The following is a 19,580-nucleotide window of genomic DNA, read 5'->3' as shown; positions in this document are numbered from 1 at the left end:
CGGTTGGGGTCGTTCGGTGTTGGCAACGCAGAGGGGGTTGCCTGTGCGGCCCGAACGGACCTGGGGTTGAATTCAAAGGGGAGCGGCGTTGTCAGCGGTGCGCACCGCTTGGACAAACTGCCGCATTTTGTCGGCATCTTTGAGGCCCTTGCCTGCTTCGATGCCCGAGCTCACGTCAACGGCCAGAGACAGGCCATGCGTGCGCAGCGCCCGAATGCCATCGCCCACGTTTGCAGGTGTGAGTCCACCAGACAAAACGAGGTGAGCATTGACGTTTGGTGGCAGGCGTGACCAATGGAATGTTTTGCCGCCGCCGCCGTATCCGTCGACATGGGCGTCGAGCAAAAGGGCTTGGGCTGCGTGATGAAGGTGGGCAAATTCTAGCAAGTCGAAGTCATGGACCTCGGACAGGGGGATTCGGGCGGCTTTGAGGTGGGGGCGGCCCGTGCGCTGCGACATGTCTTGGCAGAAGTCGGCCGACTCGTCACCATGAAACTGCAGCAATGCGCCGGGCACGGCCGCGCAAGCCAACGCGATGCGCTCGGGCGTCTCGTTGACGAAGAGCAACACGGGCGTCACAAAAGCGGGCAGCAGGCGGGCCAACTCGGCTGCGCGCTCGAGGCTCACGCTGCGCGGACTCGGCGGATACAGCACAAAACCAATGGCGTCGGCACCCATGGCGCAGGCGGCCAACACATCCGCTTCGCGGGTGAAGCCGCACATCTTGATGCGGGTGCGTTGCTGCGGGGCAGGGCTGGTGGCTGTGTGGCTGGGGCTCATGGCAACCAATCAAAAGCGGGGGTGGTGTCGGGCAGGCCCCAATCGGGGCTGTAGATGGGCCCGGCAAAGTACAAGCCGTCGGGCGAAAACGTGGGCGCTGCCGCATCCCGGCTTTTGGCCAGCAGCACTTCGCGCATCCAGTCGGGGGACTGGTTGCCTTGGCCAATGGTCACCAGGCAACCCATGATGTTGCGGATCATGTGGTGCAAAAAGGCGTTGCCCTCGAATTCGAAGCGCCAATAAGCGCCATGCCGGGTGATGCGGATGTGCCGCAGCGTTTTGACGGGCGACAAGGCTTGGCAGCTGCTGGCCCGAAACGATGAAAAATCGTGCTCGCCCAGCAGGTGCTGGCTGGCTTCGCGCATGGGTGCTTCGGCTAGTGGGCGATACACCCAGCCCACGCGGCCTGCCTCCAGGCTGGGGCGCACGATCGAGTCGAGCACCACATAGATGTAGCGCCGGCCTGTGGCACTGGCACGGCAATGGAAAGTCTCGGGTACGACCTGCGCCCATTGGACCGCTATGTCGGGGGGCAAATAGCGGTTGGTGCCGCGCACCCAGGAGTGCGTGTCGCGCTCGATCTCGGTGTCGAAGTGCACCACTTGCATCAAGCCGTGCACGCCCGCATCGGTGCGGCCTGCGCACAAGGTGCTGACGCGGGGCACATCGGCAAATTGCGCCAGGGCTTTTTCGAGTTTGTCCTGGATCGTCAGGCCCGTGGCCTGGCTCTGCCAGCCTTGGTAACGGGTGCCTGAATAGCAAATGCCCAGCGCGAGTCTCACGGCTTGGGGCCCTGTGGGGACGGCGCAGGTGGCGCGGCATGGGCGTCCGGTGCGGGCGTCAGGTTCAAGTCCAGGTTGGCAAATTGCGGCGGCAAGCCGGAGGGCAGTGGCGGCAAGGTCGTGACCTTGTCCTGCGGCTGCGTGGGTTCCCACGCAGGGCTCAGGGTTGGGTGCGTGCCAAACAAATCTTCTTCTCGGCCGGGGCGGCGTCTGGCCCACCACACCCAAGCTGCCATACCCGCCAAAAGTGCCGCCGCCCACACGCCAATAGAGGGGCTGTGGCGGATCCGGTCCAGCCAGGAGGTGGCGGGCAACTCGGCAACTGCAGCGGGCAAGCTGGGCTTCAGCGGCGAGGTCTCCGTGGGCAAGCCCACTGCGGCATCGGTCGCGGCCGACAAGGACTTGAGGGATTCCAGGTTCTTTTTCAGCGCAGCCAGTTGCTCGGTTTTGTCCTGGATTTCTCGCTCTATGGCCAGTTGTGCTTCTGCGCTGCGCACAGTGACATCGCGTTGGCTCAGGATCAGTTGATCGCGCTCAGGCGGCGAAGGCGCGGTGGGTGGCAGCGCTGGGCCGACTTTGCCGGTTATCTCACGGCTGGGGCTGTCCTGGGCTTTCAGCGCAGATTGGGCCAAGCGGCGTGCATAGGCCGCAAAGTCCACAGTCTGCGCGATCACGGTTTGCCGCGCTTCTTCGGCCGAAACCTGCGTGGCCTCTTGCGCCAGGGGGAGGCTCACCTGCGCGCCTTCGCGCAACAGGTTCACATTGCCTTCGATGAAAGCTTCTGGGTTGGCCCGCACCATGGCCAACAGCATTTGCTCCAGCGATACACCTTGGGGCAGGCGAGGTAAGGCCAACTTCGAAGCCGTGTCACCTGCTTGCACCGTGACGACGTCTTTCGCTGAGCCGTTGTCGACCGTGGGTAGCACGCCGGAGGCCAGGGCTTGCGGGGAGACCACCGGGGCAGTGATGGATGCATCACCCGGGGCTTTTTCGGGGCGAGTCTTGTCAGCGCCGACGGGTGAAACCAACAGTGTGTAATTCATGGCCAGACGGCCAGAGGGCCACTGGGCCTCCACGATGACATCGATGAAATGTTCGTTGACGGGCGTTTGGCCGGACAAGGCGATGTAAGGCTTGCCGTCGCCGCGAAACTCCAGGCGGACCTGCAGACCGCTCAGGGCCGGATGAAATGCCATGCCCGCTTGTTCAAAACGGGCGGGTTCGGCCAGTTGCACTTGGAGCCTGCGCAGGTCTTCGACCTTGTATTGCGTGATTTCAACGGCCGCCCGCAGGGGCTGGCCAAGGCCAGATTCCACCGCAGGCTGGCCCAGACTCAGGGCCTTCACACTCAAGCTGACGCAGGCCAGCACCGAGGTCACGGCCCAAGACCTGACCAGTACAGGAGGGCAGGGCTTGGAGCGGCGCTTGCTGGACATAGCGTCAGGGGGCGTGGGTCGGACCAATATCAAGCGTCGAGCAGGATGCGCAGCATGCGGCGCAGCGGCTCGGCCGCGCCCCACAGCAGCTGGTCACCGATGGTGAACGCGCCCACGTACTCGGGACCCATGGCCAGCTTGCGCACACGGCCCACCGGGATGGTCATGGTGCCGGTCACGGCCACGGGGGTCAGGTCACGGATGGTGGCTTCGCGGGTGTTGGGCACCACTTTGACCCAGGGGTTGTCGGCAGCGATCATGGCTTCGATGTCGGCCACGGGCACGTCTTTTTTCAACTTGAAGGTCAGCGCCTGGCTGTGGCAACGCATCGCGCCCACGCGCACGCAGAAACCGTCCACGGGAATAGCGGAAGAGCCAAAACCCTCGCCCATACCCAAAATCTTGTTGGTTTCGGCCATGCCTTTCCACTCTTCCTTGGACATGCCGTTGCCCAGATCCTTGTCGATCCAGGGGATCAGCGAGCCGCCCAGCGGCACGCCAAAGTTGGCGGTCTCTGCACCGGTCAAGGCGCGCTGCTTGGCGATCACTTTGCGGTCGATTTCGAGAATCGCGCTCTTGGGGTCGTCCAGCAGGGCTTTGACTTCGGCATTCAGCGTGCCGTATTGGGTCAGCAGCTCGCGCATGTGCTGTGCACCGCCGCCCGATGCCGCCTGGTAAGTCTGGGTGCTCATCCACTCGACCAGACCCGCCTTGTACAAGGCACCCACACCCATCAGCATGCACGAGACGGTGCAGTTGCCGCCCACCCAGTTCTTGCCGCCGTGGGCCAGGGCGTTCTTGATCACGGGCATGTTCACCGGGTCCAGGATGATGACCGCGTCTTTTTCCATGCGCAAAGTCGAAGCCGCGTCGATCCAGTGACCGTTCCAGCCGGCAGCGCGCAGCTTGGGGAAGACTTCGGAGGTGTAGTCGCCGCCCTGCGCGGTGATGATGATCTCGCAGCGCTTGAGCTGTTCAATGTCGAAAGCGTCTTGCAGCGTCGTTTCGTTCTTGGCCATCGCGGGGGCTTTGCCGCCGGCATTGGATGTGGAGAAGAACAAGGGCTCGATCAGGTCAAAGTCTTTTTCCTGAATCATGCGGTCCATCAACACCGAGCCGACCATGCCGCGCCAGCCCACCAAACCTACTAACTTGCTCATTTCAACGCCCTTTCAGTTTTTAAAACAGTGTCAGACCAGACTGTTTGCCCGGCTCGTCTGGCCGGGAGGGGCGCACGACGAACCAGGCCGGATCAGCCCTTAATGGTCGTGGTTTTTGTGGAATTTGCACGCGCGCCAGCTTCTGCCGTTGCAGCAGAAACGAAGTTCAGGGAGAACAGGCGGGCGTGGAACATAGCCGAAATTGTAATGGATGCTGCCTGAGCGCTTGCTGACAGCATCCACGGGTCTCAAGCCAGGGCCTTGACCACCGCATCACCCATTTGCGCGGTGCCCACCTTGGTGGTGCCTTCGCTCCAGATGTCGCCTGTGCGCAGGCCCTGGGCCAGCACTTTTTGCACAGCCGCTTCGATGCGCTGGGCGGCTTCGGGCTGGTTCAGGCTGAAACGCAGCATCATGGCAGCGGACAAGATGGTGGCCAGCGGGTTGGCCACGCCTTTGCCCGCGATGTCGGGAGCGCTGCCGTGGCTGGGTTCGTACAGGCCCTGGTTCTTGGTGTTCAGGCTGGCCGAGGGCAGCATGCCGATCGAGCCCGTGAGCATGGAGGCTTCGTCGGACAGGATGTCACCGAACATATTGCCCGTGACCACCACGTCAAAGCGCTTGGGTTCCTTGACCAATTGCATCGCGGCGTTGTCCACATACATGTGGTCCAAGGCGATGTCGGGGTACTCTTTGCCCACCTCGGTGACCACGTCTTTCCAGAACTGGAAGGTCTCGAGCACGTTGGCCTTGTCCACGCTGGTCACGCGGCCTTCGGTGCCCGCCGCCTTGCGCTTGCGGGCGGCCTGGAAGGCCACATGCGCGATGCGCTCGATCTCGGGCTTGGAGTAGCGCATGGTGTCAAACGCTTCTTCCGCGCCAGGAAAGTGGCCATCGGTGGCGATGCGGCGACCGCGTGGCTGGCCAAAATAAATGTCACCAGTCAGTTCTCGGATGATCAGGATGTCCAAACCTGCGATCAGCTCGGGCTTGAGGCTGGACGCGCCCACCAGCTGCTCGTAGCAAATGGCCGGACGGAAGTTGGCGAACAGACCCATGTTTTTGCGCAGGCCCAGGATGGCCTGCTCAGGGCGCAGAGGGCGGTCGAGCTTGTCGTATTTCCAGTCGCCCACTGCGCCAAACAGCACGGCATCACTGTCCATGGCCAGCTTGAGCGTGGCTTCGGGAAGGGGATGACCATAGGCGTCGTAGGCGGCGCCGCCCACCAAGGCGGTTTCCATCTCGAACTTCAGGTCGAGCGTGTTCAGGACTTTGACGGCTTCGGCGACGATTTCTGTGCCGATGCCATCACCGGGGAGGACTGCGATTTTCATGGGGACTCTCGTGTGTTCTTGAGGGCTTAGGCGTTGACGGCGGTGTGGGCCAACCAAGGCTTGGTGGCCAGGCGCTCGGCTTCAAATGCCTTGATCTTGTCGGCATGGCGCAGGGTCAGGCCGATGTCGTCCAGACCGTTGAGCAGGCAGTACTTGCGGAAGGCTTGCACCTCGAACGGAATTTCTTCGGCTTGCGGGCGCACGATGACTTGACGCTCCAGGTCCACCGTGAGTTCGTAGCCGGGGAAGGCGGCGACTTCGTCAAACAGTTGGGCCACCACGGCTTCGGGCAACACGATGGGCAGCAGGCCGTTTTTGAAGCAGTTGTTGAAGAAGATGTCGGCAAAGCTGGGTGCGATCACGCAGCGAAAGCCGTACTGGTCGATGGCCCAGGGGGCGTGTTCACGCGATGAACCGCAGCCGAAGTTCTTGCGGGCCAGCAGGATGCTGGCGCCCTGATAGCGCGGCTGGTTGAGCACGAAGTCCGGGTTGGGCTTGCGGCTGGCCGGGTCCTGGCCGGGGTAGCCCACGTCCAGGTAGCGCCATTCATCGAACAGGTTGGGGCCAAAGCCGGTTTTGCGGATCGACTTGAGGAATTGCTTGGGGATGATGGCGTCGGTGTCCACGTTCGCGCGGTCCATCGGGGCCACCAGGCCTTTGAGTAAAGTGAATTTTTGCATGGCTTTATTTCTTGGCAGCGCCTTCGATGGTGGAGCCCAGTTTTTCGATGTCCTGGCCAATGCCGCGCACGGTGTTGCACGCGGCCAGGCTCAGCAGGCTGGCGATCAGGGTCAGGCGAATCAGTGTTTTCATGACCAGGCTCCTTGGGTTCAGGCGAATTTGCGGATGTCGACAAAGTGGCCGTGCACGGCCGCAGCAGCAGCCATGGCGGGGCTGACCAGGTGGGTGCGCCCACCCGCGCCCTGACGGCCTTCGAAGTTGCGGTTGCTGGTCGAGGCGCAGCGCTCGCCGGGCTCGAGGCGGTCGGCGTTCATGGCCAGGCACATGGAGCAGCCGGGTTCGCGCCATTCAAAGCCTGCGGCCTTGAAGATCTCATGCAGGCCTTCGCGCTCGGCTTGTTCCTTGACCAAGCCCGAACCGGGCACGACCATGGCCAGCTTGACGTTCTTGGCGACTTTCTGGCCCAGCTTTTTGACGATGGCCGCGGCTTCACGCATGTCTTCGATGCGGCTGTTGGTGCACGAACCGATGAAGACCTTGTCGATGGTGATGTCGGACAGCGCCTTGCCGGGCTGCAGGCCCATGTAGGTCAGGGCGCGTTCGATGGCATCGCGCTTGACGTCGTCTTTTTCCTTGTCCGGGTCGGGCGTGTGGCCGTCGATGCCCAGCACCATCTCGGGCGAGGTGCCCCAGGTGACCTGCGGCACGATGGCGCTGGCGTCCAGCTCGACCACCGCGTCAAAGTGCGCACTGGGGTCGGACTGCAGGGTCTTCCAGTAGGCCACGGCCTGGTCCCACTCGACGCCCGTGGGCGAGAGCAGTCTGCCTTTGACGTACTCGATGGTTTTCTCGTCCACCGCCACCAGACCCGCGCGTGCCCCGGCTTCGATGGCCATGTTGCAAACCGTCATGCGGCCTTCCATGCTCAAAGCGCGGATGGCCGAGCCTGCGAATTCGATGGTGTAGCCGGTGCCGCCTGCGGTGCCGATCTTGCCGATGATGGCCAGCACGATGTCTTTGCCCGTGAGGCCTTTGGCCAGCGTGCCCTCGACCTTGACCAGCATGTTCTTGGCTTTTTTGGCCAGCAGAGTTTGGGTGGCCATGACGTGTTCGACTTCGGAGGTGCCGATGCCGTGGGCCAATGCGCCAAACGCGCCGTGGGTGGAGGTGTGCGAGTCGCCGCAGACCACGGTCATGCCGGGCAGGGTGGCGCCGTTTTCAGGGCCAATGACGTGCACGATGCCTTGGCGCTTGGACAGGAAAGGAAAGAACGCGGCCGAACCGGTTTCTTTCATGTTCGCGTCGAGCGTGGTGATTTGTTCTTTGCTGATCGGGTCTGTGATGCCGTCGTAGCCCAGTTCCCAGCCGGTGGTCGGGGTGTTGTGGTCAGCGGTGGCCACGATGGAGCTCACGCGCCAGACTTTGCGGCCGGCTTGGCGCAGGCCTTCAAAAGCTTGGGGACTGGTGACTTCGTGCACCAGATGGCGGTCGATGTAGAGGACGGAGGTGCCGTCTTCTTCGGTGTGGACGACGTGTTCGTCCCAGATCTTGTCGTAAAGCGTGCGTGCCATGGAGCTTCCTTGCTGTGCAGCTTGCCATTTTATGCGGATAGAGGGCGGTATCCTGGGCTGCTTTCCAGGGCCTGAGGTCTCTGTGGGGACTTGCTTGAACGAGATCAGGCCGTTGCGGGGACTTGCGCGTCTGTGGGCAGGGGCTGCCAGGTCTCATCAGTCGCTTCGCGCCAGCAAATCGGCCTGTCAGCCCCTACCCCCAGCCACTCAAGTTGTTTTGACTTGACGCATCAGTGGGGGTCAATTCGGTTTGCCGACACGGGCTTGGCTTTGACCATGAAAAAAGCCCGCATTCCGGCGGGCTTTTGGATTCGGTTGAAAACCGATCAACGCTGCACGTCGCGGCGTGGGGAGCCGGTGAACAGCTGGCGTGGGCGGCCGATTTTGTATTCTGGGTCGCTGATCATTTCGTTCAGTTGGGCGATCCAGCCGACGGTACGGGCCAGGGCGAACACGCCGGTGAACAGGTTCACCGGGATGCCGATGGCGCGTTGCACGATGCCGGAGTAGAAGTCGACGTTGGGGTAGAGCTTGCGGCTGACGAAGTATTCGTCTTCCAGGGCGATCTTTTCCAGTTCTTTGGCCAGCTTGAACAAGGGGTCGTTTTCCAGGCCCAGTTCTTTCAGCACTTCATCACAAGTCTCCTGCATCAATTTGGCGCGGGGGTCGTAGTTTTTGTAAACACGGTGACCGAAGCCCATCAGCTTGACGCCGGAGTTCTTGTCCTTGACCTGGTTCATGAATTCGCCTACTTTGGAGACGCCGCCCATTTTCTGGATGTCTTCCAGCATGTTCAGGCAGGCCTCGTTGGCGCCGCCGTGGGCAGGGCCCCAGAGGCAAGCCACACCCGCTGCGATGGCAGCGAACGGGTTGGTGCCGGACGAGCCGCACAGACGCACGGTGGAGGTCGAAGCGTTTTGTTCGTGGTCTGCGTGCAGTGTGAAGATGCGGTCCATGGCGCGCTCGAGCACGGGGTTGACCTTGTACTCTTCGCAAGGGGTGCCGAACATCATTCGCAGGAAGTTGCCAGCGTACGACAGGTCGTTGCGGGGGTACATATAAGGCTGGCCCACGCCGTATTTATAGGCCATGGACACCAGGGTCGGCATCTTGGCGATCAGGCGGATCGCGGCGATGTGGCGGTGCTCAGGGTTGTTGATGTCGGTGCTGTCGTGGTAGAAGGCCGACAAAGCACCGACCAGGCCAGTCAACACGGCCATGGGGTGCGCGTCACGGCGGAAGCCGCGCAAGAAGAACTGCATCTGCTCGTTGACCATGGTGTGCTGGTTCACGAGCTTGTGGAAATCCTTGCTTTGCTGGCCTACGGGCAGTTCGCCGTTCAAGAGCAGGTAGCAGGTGTCCAAGTAGTCGGCCTTGTTGGCCAGCTGTTCGATGGGGTAGCCGCGGTACAGCAGTTCGCCCTTGTCGCCGTCGATGTAGGTGATGGCCGATTGGCAGGAAGCCGTAGACAGGAAACCCGGGTCATAGGTGAACATGCCGCTTTGTGCGTACAGCTTACGGATGTCAATGACGTCCGGACCGATATTGCCCGAGTACACGGGCATGTCGATGCTGGGGCTGCCGTTGGAGAACGACAGGGTGGCTTTGTTATCGGCGAGTTTCATGGTGGGTTTCCTCTAAATTTCCAGGTGCGAACCAGTTCGGTTCACGCTCTCAGCATGTCCAGGACTTCGCGCACCTCTTCGGTGCTGATCTCGGGTTGCAATTCCTTGCGGCGCAACAGCAAGTCCATGAGATCGTTGTCTGACAGGTCCATCAGCACGTACATCCCCCGGGCCTGACCAACCGTCAAGCAAGCAGCGTGCCGGTTGAAGAAGCGCTCGATGAACAGATCGTTTTCGAGCAGACCGCGTCGGCTGCGCCAGCGCAGCTTGCTCAGCGACCGCTCGCTCAAAGGGGCGAGGCGGTCAGCGCCGACCAGCGATGCGTCTTCCAGGATGGGGGTAACAGTCATCAGACGGCGCGGCGAACCATCATCTCTTTGATCTTGCCGATGGCCTTGGTGGGGTTCAGACCCTTGGGGCAGACATCGACGCAGTTCATGATGGTGTGGCAGCGGAACAAACGGTAAGGGTCTTCCAGGTTGTCCAAGCGCTCAGCGGTGGCTTCGTCGCGGCTGTCGGCAATGAAGCGGTAAGCCTGCAGCAAACCAGCGGGGCCCACGAACTTGTCGGGGTTCCACCAGAAGCTGGGGCAGCTGGTCGAGCAGCTGGCGCACAAGATGCATTCGTACAAACCGTTGAGCTCGTCACGCTCTTCCGGGCTTTGCAGGCGCTCGGTCTCAGGCGGGATGGTGCTGTTGATCAAGTAGGGCTTGATCGAGTGGTACTGCTTGAAGAACTGGGTCATGTCCACGATCACGTCGCGGATCACGGGCAGGCCGGGCAGGGGCTTGAGCACAATGGTGCCGGGCAGGGTGTTCATGTTGGTGAGACACGCCAGGCCGTTTTTGCCGTTGATGTTCATCGCGTCAGAGCCACACACACCTTCGCGGCAGGAGCGGCGGAAGGAAATGCTGGGGTCTACGGCCTTGAGCTTCATCAGGGCGTCGAGCAGCATGCGTTCATTGCCGTCCAGTTCGACCTGGATGGTTTGCATGTAAGGCTTGGCGTCCTTGTCAGGGTCGTAGCGGTAGATCTGGAAAGTGCGTAGGGTCATGAAAGAACTCCTGGTGTATTCGGGTGGTTGACCGCCACTTGGAGTGCGCGGTCCAGACAATCTTTAGAACGTGCGAACCTTGGGCGGCACCGAGTCCACCGTGAGGGGCTTGAGCTTCACAGGCTTGTAGGTCAGGCTGTTGGATGCGCTGTGCCACAGGGTGTGCTTCATCCAGTTGGCGTCGTCGCGACCCAGTGGGGCCACGGCGTCGTCCACGGGGCGCTCGTAGTCGCTCACGGTATGGGCACCACGGCACTCACGGCGGGCAGCGGCAGACACCATGGTGGCTTGTGCGCTCTCGATCAGGTTGTCCACCTCCAGGGCTTCGATGCGGGCGGTGTTGAACACTTTGGAAGTGTCTTTCAGGCCAATCGCATTGACGCGCTCGCGGATGGCGGCGATCTTTTGCACGCCTTCGTCCATCGAGGCTTGGGTGCGGAACACACCCGCGTGTTGCTGCATGGTGGCGCGCATGTCGTTGGCTACGTCCTGGGCGTATTCGCCGCCACGGCCTTCGAGCTTGTTCAAGCGGCTCAGCGTGTAGTCTGCAGCGTCGGCGGGCAAAGGCTTGTGCGACTTGGTCTTGGAGGCGAAGTCGACGATGTGGTTGCCGGCAGCACGGCCGAACACCAGCAAGTCGAGCAGCGAGTTGGTGCCCAGGCGGTTGGCGCCGTGCACCGACACGCAAGAGCATTCGCCCACGGCATACAAACCGTTGACCACGGCGTTGTGGTCGGTGGCGGTTTGCGTCACGACCTGGCCGTTGATGTTGGTGGGGATACCGCCCATTTGGTAGTGGATGGTGGGCACCACGGGGATCGGCTCTTTGGTGATGTCGACGTTGGCGAAGTTCACGCCGATTTCGTACACCGAAGGCAGTCGTTTGTGGATGGTGTCAGAGCCCAAGTGGTCCAGCTTGAGCAGCACGTAGTCTTTGTTCGGGCCACAGCCACGGCCTTCCTTGATTTCCTGGTCCATGCAGCGGGACACGAAGTCACGCGGGGCCAGGTCTTTCAGGGTGGGCGCATAACGTTCCATGAAGCGCTCGCCATTGCTGTTGAGCAAGATCGCGCCTTCGCCACGGCAGCCTTCGGTCAACAACACGCCAGCACCGGCCACGCCAGTGGGGTGGAATTGCCAGAACTCCATGTCTTCCAAGGGGATGCCAGCGCGTGCTGCCATGCCCAGGCCGTCACCGGTGTTGATGAAGGCGTTGGTGGAGGCGGCGTAAATGCGGCCTGCGCCGCCGGTGGCCATCAGCACGGTTTTGGCGTGCAGGACGTGCAGGTCGCCGGTTTCCATCTCCAGAGCGGTCACACCGACCACGTCGCCTTCGGCGTCGCGGATCAGGTCCAGCGCCATCCACTCCACAAAGAAGCTGGTTTTGGCGGCGACGTTTTGCTGGTACAAGGTGTGCAGCATGGCGTGGCCGGTGCGGTCAGCCGCAGCGCAAGCGCGTTGCACAGGCTTTTCGCCGTAGTTGGCGGTGTGGCCGCCAAAGGGGCGCTGGTAAATCGTGCCGTCCGGGTTGCGGTCAAAAGGCATGCCCATGTGCTCCAGGTCGTACACGACCTTGGGCGCTTCGCGGCACATGAACTCGATCGCATCCTGGTCGCCGAGCCAGTCGGAGCCCTTGATGGTGTCGTAGAAGTGGTAGTGCCAGTTGTCGTCGGACATGTTGCCCAGGCTTGCACCGATGCCGCCTTGAGCCGCCACGGTGTGCGAGCGGGTCGGGAACACTTTGGACAGGACGGCGACATTGAGGCCAGCACGGGCCAGCTGCAGCGAGGCACGCATGCCCGAACCACCGGCGCCGACGATCACGACGTCAAACTTGCGGGTGGTGATTTTGTCTTTGGTATAGCTCATGGTTTAACTTGGTTGGTGTGGTTTCAGCGCAATGACAGGCGAAGGGCTGACGCGTTACAGGCGCCATAGGGCCTGAACAGCCCAGCCGGCACAGCCGACCAGCCAGACGAGGGTGAAAACGTGCAAGACCAGGCGCACAGCCAGTGGTTTGACGTAATCCATCCAGATGTCACGCATGCCCACCCAGACGTGGTACAGCAGGGAAAGGATGACGGAGAAGGTCAAAACCTTCATCCACTGGGAAGCAAAAATGCCAGCCCATTCTTCGTAGCCGATGGGGCCAGCGGTGAAGATCACCTGGGCCAGCAAGATCACGGTAAAGAGGGCCATCAGGGTGCCGGTCACGCGTTGCGCGAGCCAGTCACGGAAGCCGTAGCCAGCACCGGTCACGATGCGTTTGGAGCCGTAGTTCACGGACATAGGTCAGTTTCCTTTGTTGTTATGGGGCAGATCAGTACAAACCAAACATCTTGGCGCCGAGCACAGCAGTCAGGCCGATGCTGAGCACCAGGGTGACGATGGCAGAGGATTTGCCGAATTCTTTGGTGACGGCATGGCAGATGTCCATGTACAGGTGACGCAGACCGGCAATGAAGTGGTGCAGGTACGCCCAGATCAGCGCCAGCGCCACCAGCTTCATGAACCAGCCGGGCACGAAACCGAGGCCGACGTTGAATGCGGCCGACAACTTGGCGAAAGAGATTTCCGAAGTGATCGAACTGTCAAACATCCAGATGATGAGGGGCATCAGCAAAAACATCAGGAAGCCGCTGATGCGGTGCAGGATGGAGACGATGCCTGCCGCCGGGAGGCGGTACGTCGGCAAATCTTTCAAGGCGTTGATGTTGCGGAATTCAGGCCGCTTTCGGGCGAGTTCAGTCATGTGGGTACTTTCTGGGTGTAACGCGTTCGTAATTTGGATCACAAACCGGTGGATTCTATTGCAACGCAACAAACTGACATGAGCATTGCACACGACACGCGCTGGGAGATCTTTTGTGCATTTCAGGCCTGTCAGCTCAAGGCGTTGTAATAGTGGTGATTTTCGGTACGGTAAAAGCCTCGGCGCAGCTCCATGGGGGTGTCGTTGTAGGTAAATGCCACCCTTTCCACGCTCAGCAGTGGGGTGCCGGGATTCACTTTGAGCAGCTCGCTTTGGGTGGCATCGGGCAGGACGGCACGAATTTTCTCGTCAGCGCGGACCATTCGCACGCCAAACTCGGTCTCAAACAGCGCGTACATGGGCCCATGGTAGTCGGCGAGTCGTTCAGCGGTCAGGCCTTTGAAGGGTGCGGCAGGCAGCCACAAGTCTTCCAAAATGGTAGGCATTCCCGCAAATGAAAGTACGCGGCGAACTTGCAAGACGGTGTCCCCAGTTCTTAGGGCCAGCGCCCGAGCAATGTCGGCGGTGGCCCGAAGCCGTTTGCAATCCACGATTTCACGCTGGGCGGGGCCCTCGGTGTCCAGGTCGCCACGGTCGGGGACCAGTTTCAGGAATCGGTATTGCACATGGTGCTCGGCATGGGTGGCCACAAAAGTGCCTTTGCCCTGGCGCCGGACCAGCAGGTGGTCGCTGGCCAGTTCGTCGATGGCTTTTCTCACGGTGCCTTGGCTGACCCGGTAGCGGGCGGCAAGTTCCATTTCACTGGGGATGGATTCGCCGGGCTTCCACTCGCCTGATTGCAGATTCTGCAGAATCAAGCCCTTGATTTGCTGGTAAAGCGGGCTGAATGCTGGCGTTGGCGCTGACGTGTCGGTCGCGGGGGAGCTGTTGTCGGCCAATGGGGAAGTGTTGTTCATGGGTTGGATTCTGGCGTGCGGGTCAGTTGCGCGTCAGGTGGCACATCATATCTTATATAAGACATAAGACAAATTGACGATTCAGGGTTTTCGCGGGTACACTTCTGCGCTGTTTGCTTGCGTTCATGCCTGTTTTGCGGGACTTGTGGGCGCGGGTCCGGCCAGCCGGACAGTCTTGCTGACAAAAGTGGTCAGTACAGCACTGCAGCCCTTGTTTTCAACCTTCTGGAGTTTTCCACCATGAGCAAAAAGCCCGTCCGCGTTGCCGTTACCGGCGCAGCAGGTCAAATCGGTTACGCATTGTTGTTCCGCATCGCCTCCGGCGAAATGCTGGGCAAAGACCAGCCCGTCATCCTGCAATTGCTCGAAGTGCCCGTTGAAGGCCCCCAAAAGGCGCTCAAGGGCGTGATGATGGAACTCGAAGACTGCGCGTTCCCCTTGCTGGTCGGCATGGAAGCCCATGGCGACCCGATGACCGCCTTCAAAGACGCCGACTACGCCCTGCTGGTCGGTTCGCGCCCACGCGGCCCCGGCATGGAACGCGCTGAGCTGCTGGCCATCAACGGTGCCATCTTTACTGCGCAGGGCAAGGCCCTGAACGCCGTCGCTTCGCGTGATGTGAAAGTGCTGGTCGTGGGCAACCCTGCCAACACCAATGCCTACATCGCCATGAAAGCTGCACCGGACTTGAAGCCCGGCAACTTCACCGCCATGCTGCGTCTGGACCACAACCGTGCCTTGTCGCAAATCGCTGCCAAGACCGGCAAAGCCGTGGCCGACATCGAAAAACTGTGCGTTTGGGGCAACCACTCGCCCACCATGTACGCCGACTACCGTTTCGCCACCATCAACGGCGAATCCGTCAAGGCCATGATCAACGACCAGGAATGGAATGCCAATGTGTTCTTGCCCACCGTGGGCAAGCGCGGCGCGGCGATCATCGAAGCCCGTGGTCTGTCTTCGGCTGCTTCGGCTGCCAACGCTGCCATCGACCACATGCGCGACTGGGCCTTGGGCACTAACGGCAAGTGGGTCACCATGGGTATCCCATCGCAAGGCTGGTACGGCATCCCCAAAGATGTCATGTTCGGCTTCCCAGTCACCTGCGAAAACGGCGAATACAAAGTCGTTGAAGGCTTGGAAATCGACGCATTCAGCCAGGCTTGCATCGACAAGACCCTGAAAGAGTTGACCGATGAGCAAGCTGGCGTGGCTCACCTGATCTGATTCAGGCCGAGAAATCCAAGTGAGCCATCCTCGCAACGTCCTGTTGGGTGCGCAAGCCGCAAGCGTTCAGCTGCCGGTTTGCGACCATTACAGCGGTGTCGAAGCGAGGATGCGCAAAAGCCTGCAACTGCAGGCCGAGATGACGCAAGAGTTCGGCACCTGCGTTTTTGATGTCACCCTGGACTGCGAAGATGGCGCACCCGTCGGTGGCGAAGCCGAACACGCTGCACTGGTCACCGAACTGGCCCTCGCCACCACCGCTGCCCGCCCTGACGCCCGCATCGCGGTGCGCGTCCACCCCGTAGACCACCCCAGTTTTGAAGCCGACATGGCCCACATCGCAGGCCACGCTGGTCAGGTTTTGACGCACATCATGGTGCCCAAAGTCGAAACCGTGGCTGATGTCGAGCATGCCCAGGCCGCCTTGTTGGCCGCCGGTGCTCCTGATTTGCCCCTGCATGTGCTGATCGAATCGCCCGCCGCAGTGCACCGCGCCTTTGACATCGCCGCCCATCCCCGGGTGCAGTCGATCAGCTTTGGCCTGATGGACTTTGTGTCCGCTCATGGCGGTGCGATACCGGCTGACGGCATGGGTATCGAGGGACAATTCACCCACCCGCTGGTGCTGCGTGCCAAGGTCGAGATCGCCAGCGCCTGCCACGCCCACGGCAAAGTGCCTTCGCACTGCGTGGTCACCGAATTCAAGAATCCCGGCGCCATTCGCATGGCTGCCCAAAAAGCGGCCCGCGAGCTGGGTTTTACCCGCATGTGGAGCATCCACCCCGAACAGATCCGCCCCATTCTGGAGGCCATGGCCCCTGGTGAAGCGCAAATCGCCCAGGCGAGCGAGATCATTCTGGCTGCGCAAGCTGCCCAATGGGCCCCCATCAGCCACGCCGGTCAACTGCATGACCGGGCCAGTTACCGGTTTTTCTGGCAACTCATCGAACGCGCACACCAAACAGGGTGTCGTTTGCCTTCTGAGATTCAGCTTTTCTTTGCGGCTGCGGGCAATATGGCCCGATCTGTTCCATGATGAAGACCATTCGTGCGAAGGAGATCGTGATGCTGAAAATAACGGCAGCCTTGATGACGTTCTTGCTGGTTTGGCCAGCGTGGTCTCAATCGACAGCAGCTTCCTCCAAAGTATCGCAAGCCAAGTCCAAGACCTCAGCCGTCAAAGCAGGTTCCAAATCCAAAGCAGCCGAGGTCCCTCGGCGCGAGCCCGATACCCCAATGGGTCTCGAAGAATTGGCCATCGCCGAGCGCGTGCACAAAGGTCAGTTGCCTTGCGAGCTGGGTGCCAGTGTCCGACTTGAAGCCGATACCTCCCAGCCGGGCTATTTTTATCTGCACGGCAAAGGCTTTCGCTACCGCATGCACCCGGTGGCCACCAGCACAGGCGCGATCCGCCTGGAAGACCGCAAAGCGGGCGCTGTCTGGCTACAGTTGGCTAACAAATCCATGTTGATGGACCAAAACAAAGGCCGTCGCCTGGCCGATGAATGTGCCAACGCCGAACAGGTGGCCTTTGCCGAGAACATGAAAACCAATCCCCCGCCCAGCCTGATCGATACCACAGGCATGGGGCGATAAATCTTGAAACTTTGACTGACAGGAGAAAAACCATGTTGAAAGCCTACCGTGAACACGCAGCCGAACGCGCTGCTTTGGGCATCCCGCCCCTGCCCTTGGACGCCAAACAAGTGGCCGAACTGATCGAATTGATCAAGAATCCACCTGCTGGCGAAGAGGCCTTTTTGATGGACCTGCTTACGCACCGCGTACCACCGGGTGTGGACGATGCCGCCAAGGTCAAGGCCTCCTTCCTGGCCGCTGTGGCCCACGGTGAAATCAACGTGGGCTTGGTCTCCAAAGCCAAGGCCACCGAGCTGCTGGGCACCATGGTGGGCGGCTACAACGTGCACCCCCTGATCGAGTTGCTCGACAACGCTGAAGTGGCCGCTGTGGCTGCCGAAGCATTGAAGAAAACCCTGCTGATGTTCGACTTTTTCAACGATGTCGCTGAGAAAGCCAAGGCCGGCAACGCTAAAGCCAAAGAAGTCATGCAAAGCTGGGCCGATGCCGAGTGGTTCACCAGCCGCCCCGAAGTCGAAAAGAAAATCACCGTCACCGTGTTCAAGGTGCCTGGTGAAACCAATACCGACGACTTGTCCCCCGCCCCCGATGCCTGGAGCCGCCCCGACATCCCGCTGCACTATTTGGCCATGCTCAAGAACACCCGCCCTGGCGCAGCGTTCAAGCCTGAAGAAGACGGCAAGCGTGGCCCGATGCAGTTCATCGATGACCTCAAGAAAAAAGGTCACTTGGTGGCCTACGTGGGCGACGTGGTTGGCACGGGCTCGAGCCGTAAGTCCGCCACCAACAGCGTGATCTGGGCCACCGGCCAAGACATCCCGTTTGTGCCCAACAAGCGTTTTGGTGGTGTGACCTTGGGCGGCAAGATCGCTCCCATCTTTTTCAATACCCAGGAAGACTCTGGCGCCTTGCCGATTGAAGTCGACGTGTCGAAGCTGGAGATGGGTGATGTGATCGACATCCTGCCCTACGACGGCAAGATCGTGAAGAACGGCGCCACCGTCACCGAATTCAAGCTCAAGAGCGACGTGCTCTTCGACGAAGTCCGCGCTGGCGGCCGCATCAACTTGATCATTGGCCGCAGCCTGACCGCCAAGGCCCGCGAGTTCCTGGGTTTGCCCGCTTCCACTGTGTTCCGCTTGCCCGCGCCCCCCGCTGCCACCAAAGCCGGTTTCACACTGGCCCAAAAGATGGTCGGCCGCGCTGTGGGTTTGCCAGAAGGCCAGGGCGTTCGCCCCGGCACTTATTGCGAGCCTAAGATGACCACCGTGGGTTCGCAAGACACCACCGGCCCCATGACCCGCGACGAATTGAAAGACCTGGCTTGCCTCGGCTTCAGTGCCGACATGGTGATGCAGTCGTTCTGCCACACTGCGGCTTATCCCAAGTCCGTGGACGTCAAGACCCACCGCGAACTGCCGGCCTTCATCAGCAACCGCGGCGGTGTGTCCTTGCGCCCTGGTGACGGCGTGATCCACAGCTGGCTCAACCGCTTGTTGTTGCCTGACACTGTCGGTACCGGTGGCGACTCGCACACCCGTTTCCCGATTGGCATTTCCTTCCCTGCTGGCTCCGGCTTGGTAGCCTTTGGTGCGGCCACGGGCGTCATGCCCCTGGACATGCCTGAATCCATCTTGGTGCGCTTCAAAGGCGAAATGCAGCCTGGCGTGACCCTGCGTGATCTGGTGCACGCCATTCCCTTGTATGCGATCAAGAAGGGCCTGCTCACCGTGGCCAAGTCCGGCAAAATCAACGAGTTCTCGGGCCGCATTCTGGAAATCGAAGGCCTGCCCAACCTGAAGGTCGAGCAAGCGTTTGAATTGTCCGACGCGTCTGCCGAACGTTCGGCTGCTGGCTGTACCATCAAGCTCAACAAAGAGCCGGTCGAGGAGTACCTGAAGTCCAACATCGTGCTCATGAAGAACATGATCGCTGACGGCTACGCCGACGCACGAACCCTGGCTCGCCGCATCGAGAAAGTCGAAGCCTGGTTGGCCAAGCCCGAGCTGCTCGAAGCCGACAAGGACGCTGAATACGCGCACGTCATCGAGATCGACATGAACGAGATCAAAGAGCCGATCCTTTGCTGCCCCAATGACCCGGATGACGCCAAGTTCCTGTCCGAAGTGGCCGGCACCAAGATCGATGAAGCGTTCATCGGTTCGTGCATGACCAACATCGGTCACTTCCGCGCAGCCGCCAAGCTGCTCGGTGGCAGCCGCGACATCCCCGTCAAGCTGTGGGTCGCCCCACCGACCAAGATGGACGAGAGCGAGTTGATCAAAGAAGGCCACTACGCCAACTTCGGCGCTGCAGGTGCCCGCACCGAAATGCCCGGTTGCTCGCTGTGCATGGGCAACCAAGCCCAGGTGCGCGAAGGCGCGACCGTGGTGTCCACCTCCACCCGCAATTTCCCTAACCGCTTGGGTAAGAACACCAATGTGTTTTTGGCCTCGGCCGAATTGGCGGCGATCGCGTCCAAGCTGGGGCACATTCCCACCGTCGCCGAGTACCACGAAGCCATGGGCATTGTGAACAAAGACGGCGCGGCGATCTACAAGTACCTCAACTTCAACCAGATCGACGAGTACGTTGAAAATGCCAAAGGCGTGACCGCCTGATCCTCCTCGCTGGAGCCTGAGCCCCGTCCGCGAAAGCCGGC

Annotated in this window: 19 protein-coding genes; 4 read left to right on the top strand and 15 right to left on the bottom strand. The window is 60.9% G+C overall.

The genetic code is table 11. The features are described 5' to 3' along the window. Positions 1 to 72: 72 nt before the first annotated feature. The 15 genes from ACHEXL_RS09625 to ACHEXL_RS09555 form a co-directional block, all read right to left on the bottom strand. Positions 73 to 780 (bottom strand): phosphoribosylanthranilate isomerase, encoded by a 708-nt coding sequence (locus tag ACHEXL_RS09625; RefSeq protein WP_416559101.1) that lies wholly within the window; start codon positions 778 to 780, stop codon positions 73 to 75. Then, positions 777 to 1,562, bottom strand: a complete 786-nt coding sequence (truA, locus tag ACHEXL_RS09620) for a tRNA pseudouridine(38-40) synthase TruA (protein WP_416559100.1) — start codon at positions 1,560 to 1,562, stop codon at positions 777 to 779. The genes ACHEXL_RS09625 and truA overlap by 4 nt, the downstream gene beginning before the upstream one ends. After that, positions 1,559 to 2,998, bottom strand: a complete 1,440-nt coding sequence (locus ACHEXL_RS09615; RefSeq protein ID WP_416559098.1) for a type IV pilus assembly protein FimV — start codon at positions 2,996 to 2,998, stop codon at positions 1,559 to 1,561. The genes truA and ACHEXL_RS09615 overlap by 4 nt, the downstream gene beginning before the upstream one ends. A gap of 29 nt (positions 2,999 to 3,027) precedes the next feature. Further along, positions 3,028 to 4,158, bottom strand: a complete 1,131-nt coding sequence (gene asd / locus ACHEXL_RS09610) for an aspartate-semialdehyde dehydrogenase (protein ID WP_416559096.1) — start codon at positions 4,156 to 4,158, stop codon at positions 3,028 to 3,030. Between the two features lie 248 nt (positions 4,159 to 4,406). Beyond that, positions 4,407 to 5,492 (bottom strand): 3-isopropylmalate dehydrogenase, encoded by a 1,086-nt coding sequence (gene leuB / locus ACHEXL_RS09605; protein ID WP_416559094.1) that lies wholly within the window; start codon positions 5,490 to 5,492, stop codon positions 4,407 to 4,409. A 26-nt stretch (positions 5,493 to 5,518) separates the two neighbouring features. Then, complete coding sequence (gene leuD, locus ACHEXL_RS09600) at positions 5,519 to 6,172, bottom strand: 3-isopropylmalate dehydratase small subunit (protein ID WP_416559093.1); 654 nt, start codon at positions 6,170 to 6,172, stop codon at positions 5,519 to 5,521. 4 nt (positions 6,173 to 6,176) lie between these two features. Further along, on the bottom strand, positions 6,177 to 6,305 hold the full coding sequence (locus ACHEXL_RS09595; protein WP_108332105.1) for an entericidin A/B family lipoprotein: 129 nt from the start codon (positions 6,303 to 6,305) through the stop codon (positions 6,177 to 6,179). Between the two features lie 17 nt (positions 6,306 to 6,322). Then, complete coding sequence (gene leuC, locus ACHEXL_RS09590; RefSeq protein ID WP_416559092.1) at positions 6,323 to 7,744, bottom strand: 3-isopropylmalate dehydratase large subunit; 1,422 nt, start codon at positions 7,742 to 7,744, stop codon at positions 6,323 to 6,325. Positions 7,745 to 8,070: 326 nt separating this feature from the next. Beyond that, positions 8,071 to 9,369, bottom strand: coding sequence for a citrate synthase (locus tag ACHEXL_RS09585; RefSeq protein ID WP_416559091.1), 1,299 nt, complete (start codon positions 9,367 to 9,369; stop codon positions 8,071 to 8,073). Between the two features lie 41 nt (positions 9,370 to 9,410). Continuing rightward, positions 9,411 to 9,719 (bottom strand): succinate dehydrogenase assembly factor 2, encoded by a 309-nt coding sequence (locus tag ACHEXL_RS09580; protein WP_108332108.1) that lies wholly within the window; start codon positions 9,717 to 9,719, stop codon positions 9,411 to 9,413. Then, positions 9,719 to 10,423, bottom strand: coding sequence for a succinate dehydrogenase iron-sulfur subunit (locus ACHEXL_RS09575; protein ID WP_019427020.1), 705 nt, complete (start codon positions 10,421 to 10,423; stop codon positions 9,719 to 9,721). The genes ACHEXL_RS09580 and ACHEXL_RS09575 overlap by 1 nt, the downstream gene beginning before the upstream one ends. A gap of 63 nt (positions 10,424 to 10,486) precedes the next feature. Further along, on the bottom strand, positions 10,487 to 12,292 hold the full coding sequence (gene sdhA / locus ACHEXL_RS09570; protein WP_416559090.1) for a succinate dehydrogenase flavoprotein subunit: 1,806 nt from the start codon (positions 12,290 to 12,292) through the stop codon (positions 10,487 to 10,489). Between the two features lie 54 nt (positions 12,293 to 12,346). Next, positions 12,347 to 12,712, bottom strand: coding sequence for a succinate dehydrogenase, hydrophobic membrane anchor protein (sdhD, locus tag ACHEXL_RS09565; RefSeq protein ID WP_108427439.1), 366 nt, complete (start codon positions 12,710 to 12,712; stop codon positions 12,347 to 12,349). A 31-nt stretch (positions 12,713 to 12,743) separates the two neighbouring features. Further along, complete coding sequence (gene sdhC, locus ACHEXL_RS09560) at positions 12,744 to 13,175, bottom strand: succinate dehydrogenase, cytochrome b556 subunit (RefSeq protein ID WP_416559089.1); 432 nt, start codon at positions 13,173 to 13,175, stop codon at positions 12,744 to 12,746. 131 nt (positions 13,176 to 13,306) lie between these two features. After that, entirely contained in the window at positions 13,307 to 14,092 is a 786-nt protein-coding gene (locus tag ACHEXL_RS09555) for a GntR family transcriptional regulator (protein ID WP_416559088.1), read from the bottom strand. Between the two features lie 240 nt (positions 14,093 to 14,332). Here ACHEXL_RS09555 and ACHEXL_RS09550 point away from each other — a divergent pair, with 240 nt between their 5' ends. The 4 genes from ACHEXL_RS09550 (at position 14,333) to acnB (ending at position 19,539) form a co-directional block, all read left to right on the top strand. After that, positions 14,333 to 15,319, top strand: coding sequence for a malate dehydrogenase (locus ACHEXL_RS09550; RefSeq protein ID WP_416559087.1), 987 nt, complete (start codon positions 14,333 to 14,335; stop codon positions 15,317 to 15,319). Between the two features lie 109 nt (positions 15,320 to 15,428). After that, a complete protein-coding gene (locus ACHEXL_RS09545; RefSeq protein ID WP_416561335.1) occupies positions 15,429 to 16,355 on the top strand; it encodes an HpcH/HpaI aldolase/citrate lyase family protein in 927 nt (308 codons plus the stop codon). Positions 16,356 to 16,384: 29 nt separating this feature from the next. Continuing rightward, on the top strand, positions 16,385 to 16,915 hold the full coding sequence (locus ACHEXL_RS09540) for a hypothetical protein (protein WP_416559086.1): 531 nt from the start codon (positions 16,385 to 16,387) through the stop codon (positions 16,913 to 16,915). 32 nt (positions 16,916 to 16,947) lie between these two features. Then, positions 16,948 to 19,539 carry a bifunctional aconitate hydratase 2/2-methylisocitrate dehydratase gene (gene acnB / locus ACHEXL_RS09535; RefSeq protein WP_416559085.1) on the top strand — a complete coding sequence of 864 codons (2,592 nt, stop codon included), beginning with the start codon at positions 16,948 to 16,950 and terminating at the stop codon, positions 19,537 to 19,539. Positions 19,540 to 19,580 lie beyond the last annotated feature (41 nt).

This window comes from Limnohabitans sp. YIMB22184, from assembly GCF_048020265.1.
In the GTDB taxonomy this organism is placed as follows: Bacteria; Pseudomonadota; Gammaproteobacteria; order Burkholderiales; family Burkholderiaceae_C; genus Limnohabitans_A.
This window is presented reverse-complemented; position numbering and strand designations above follow the sequence as displayed.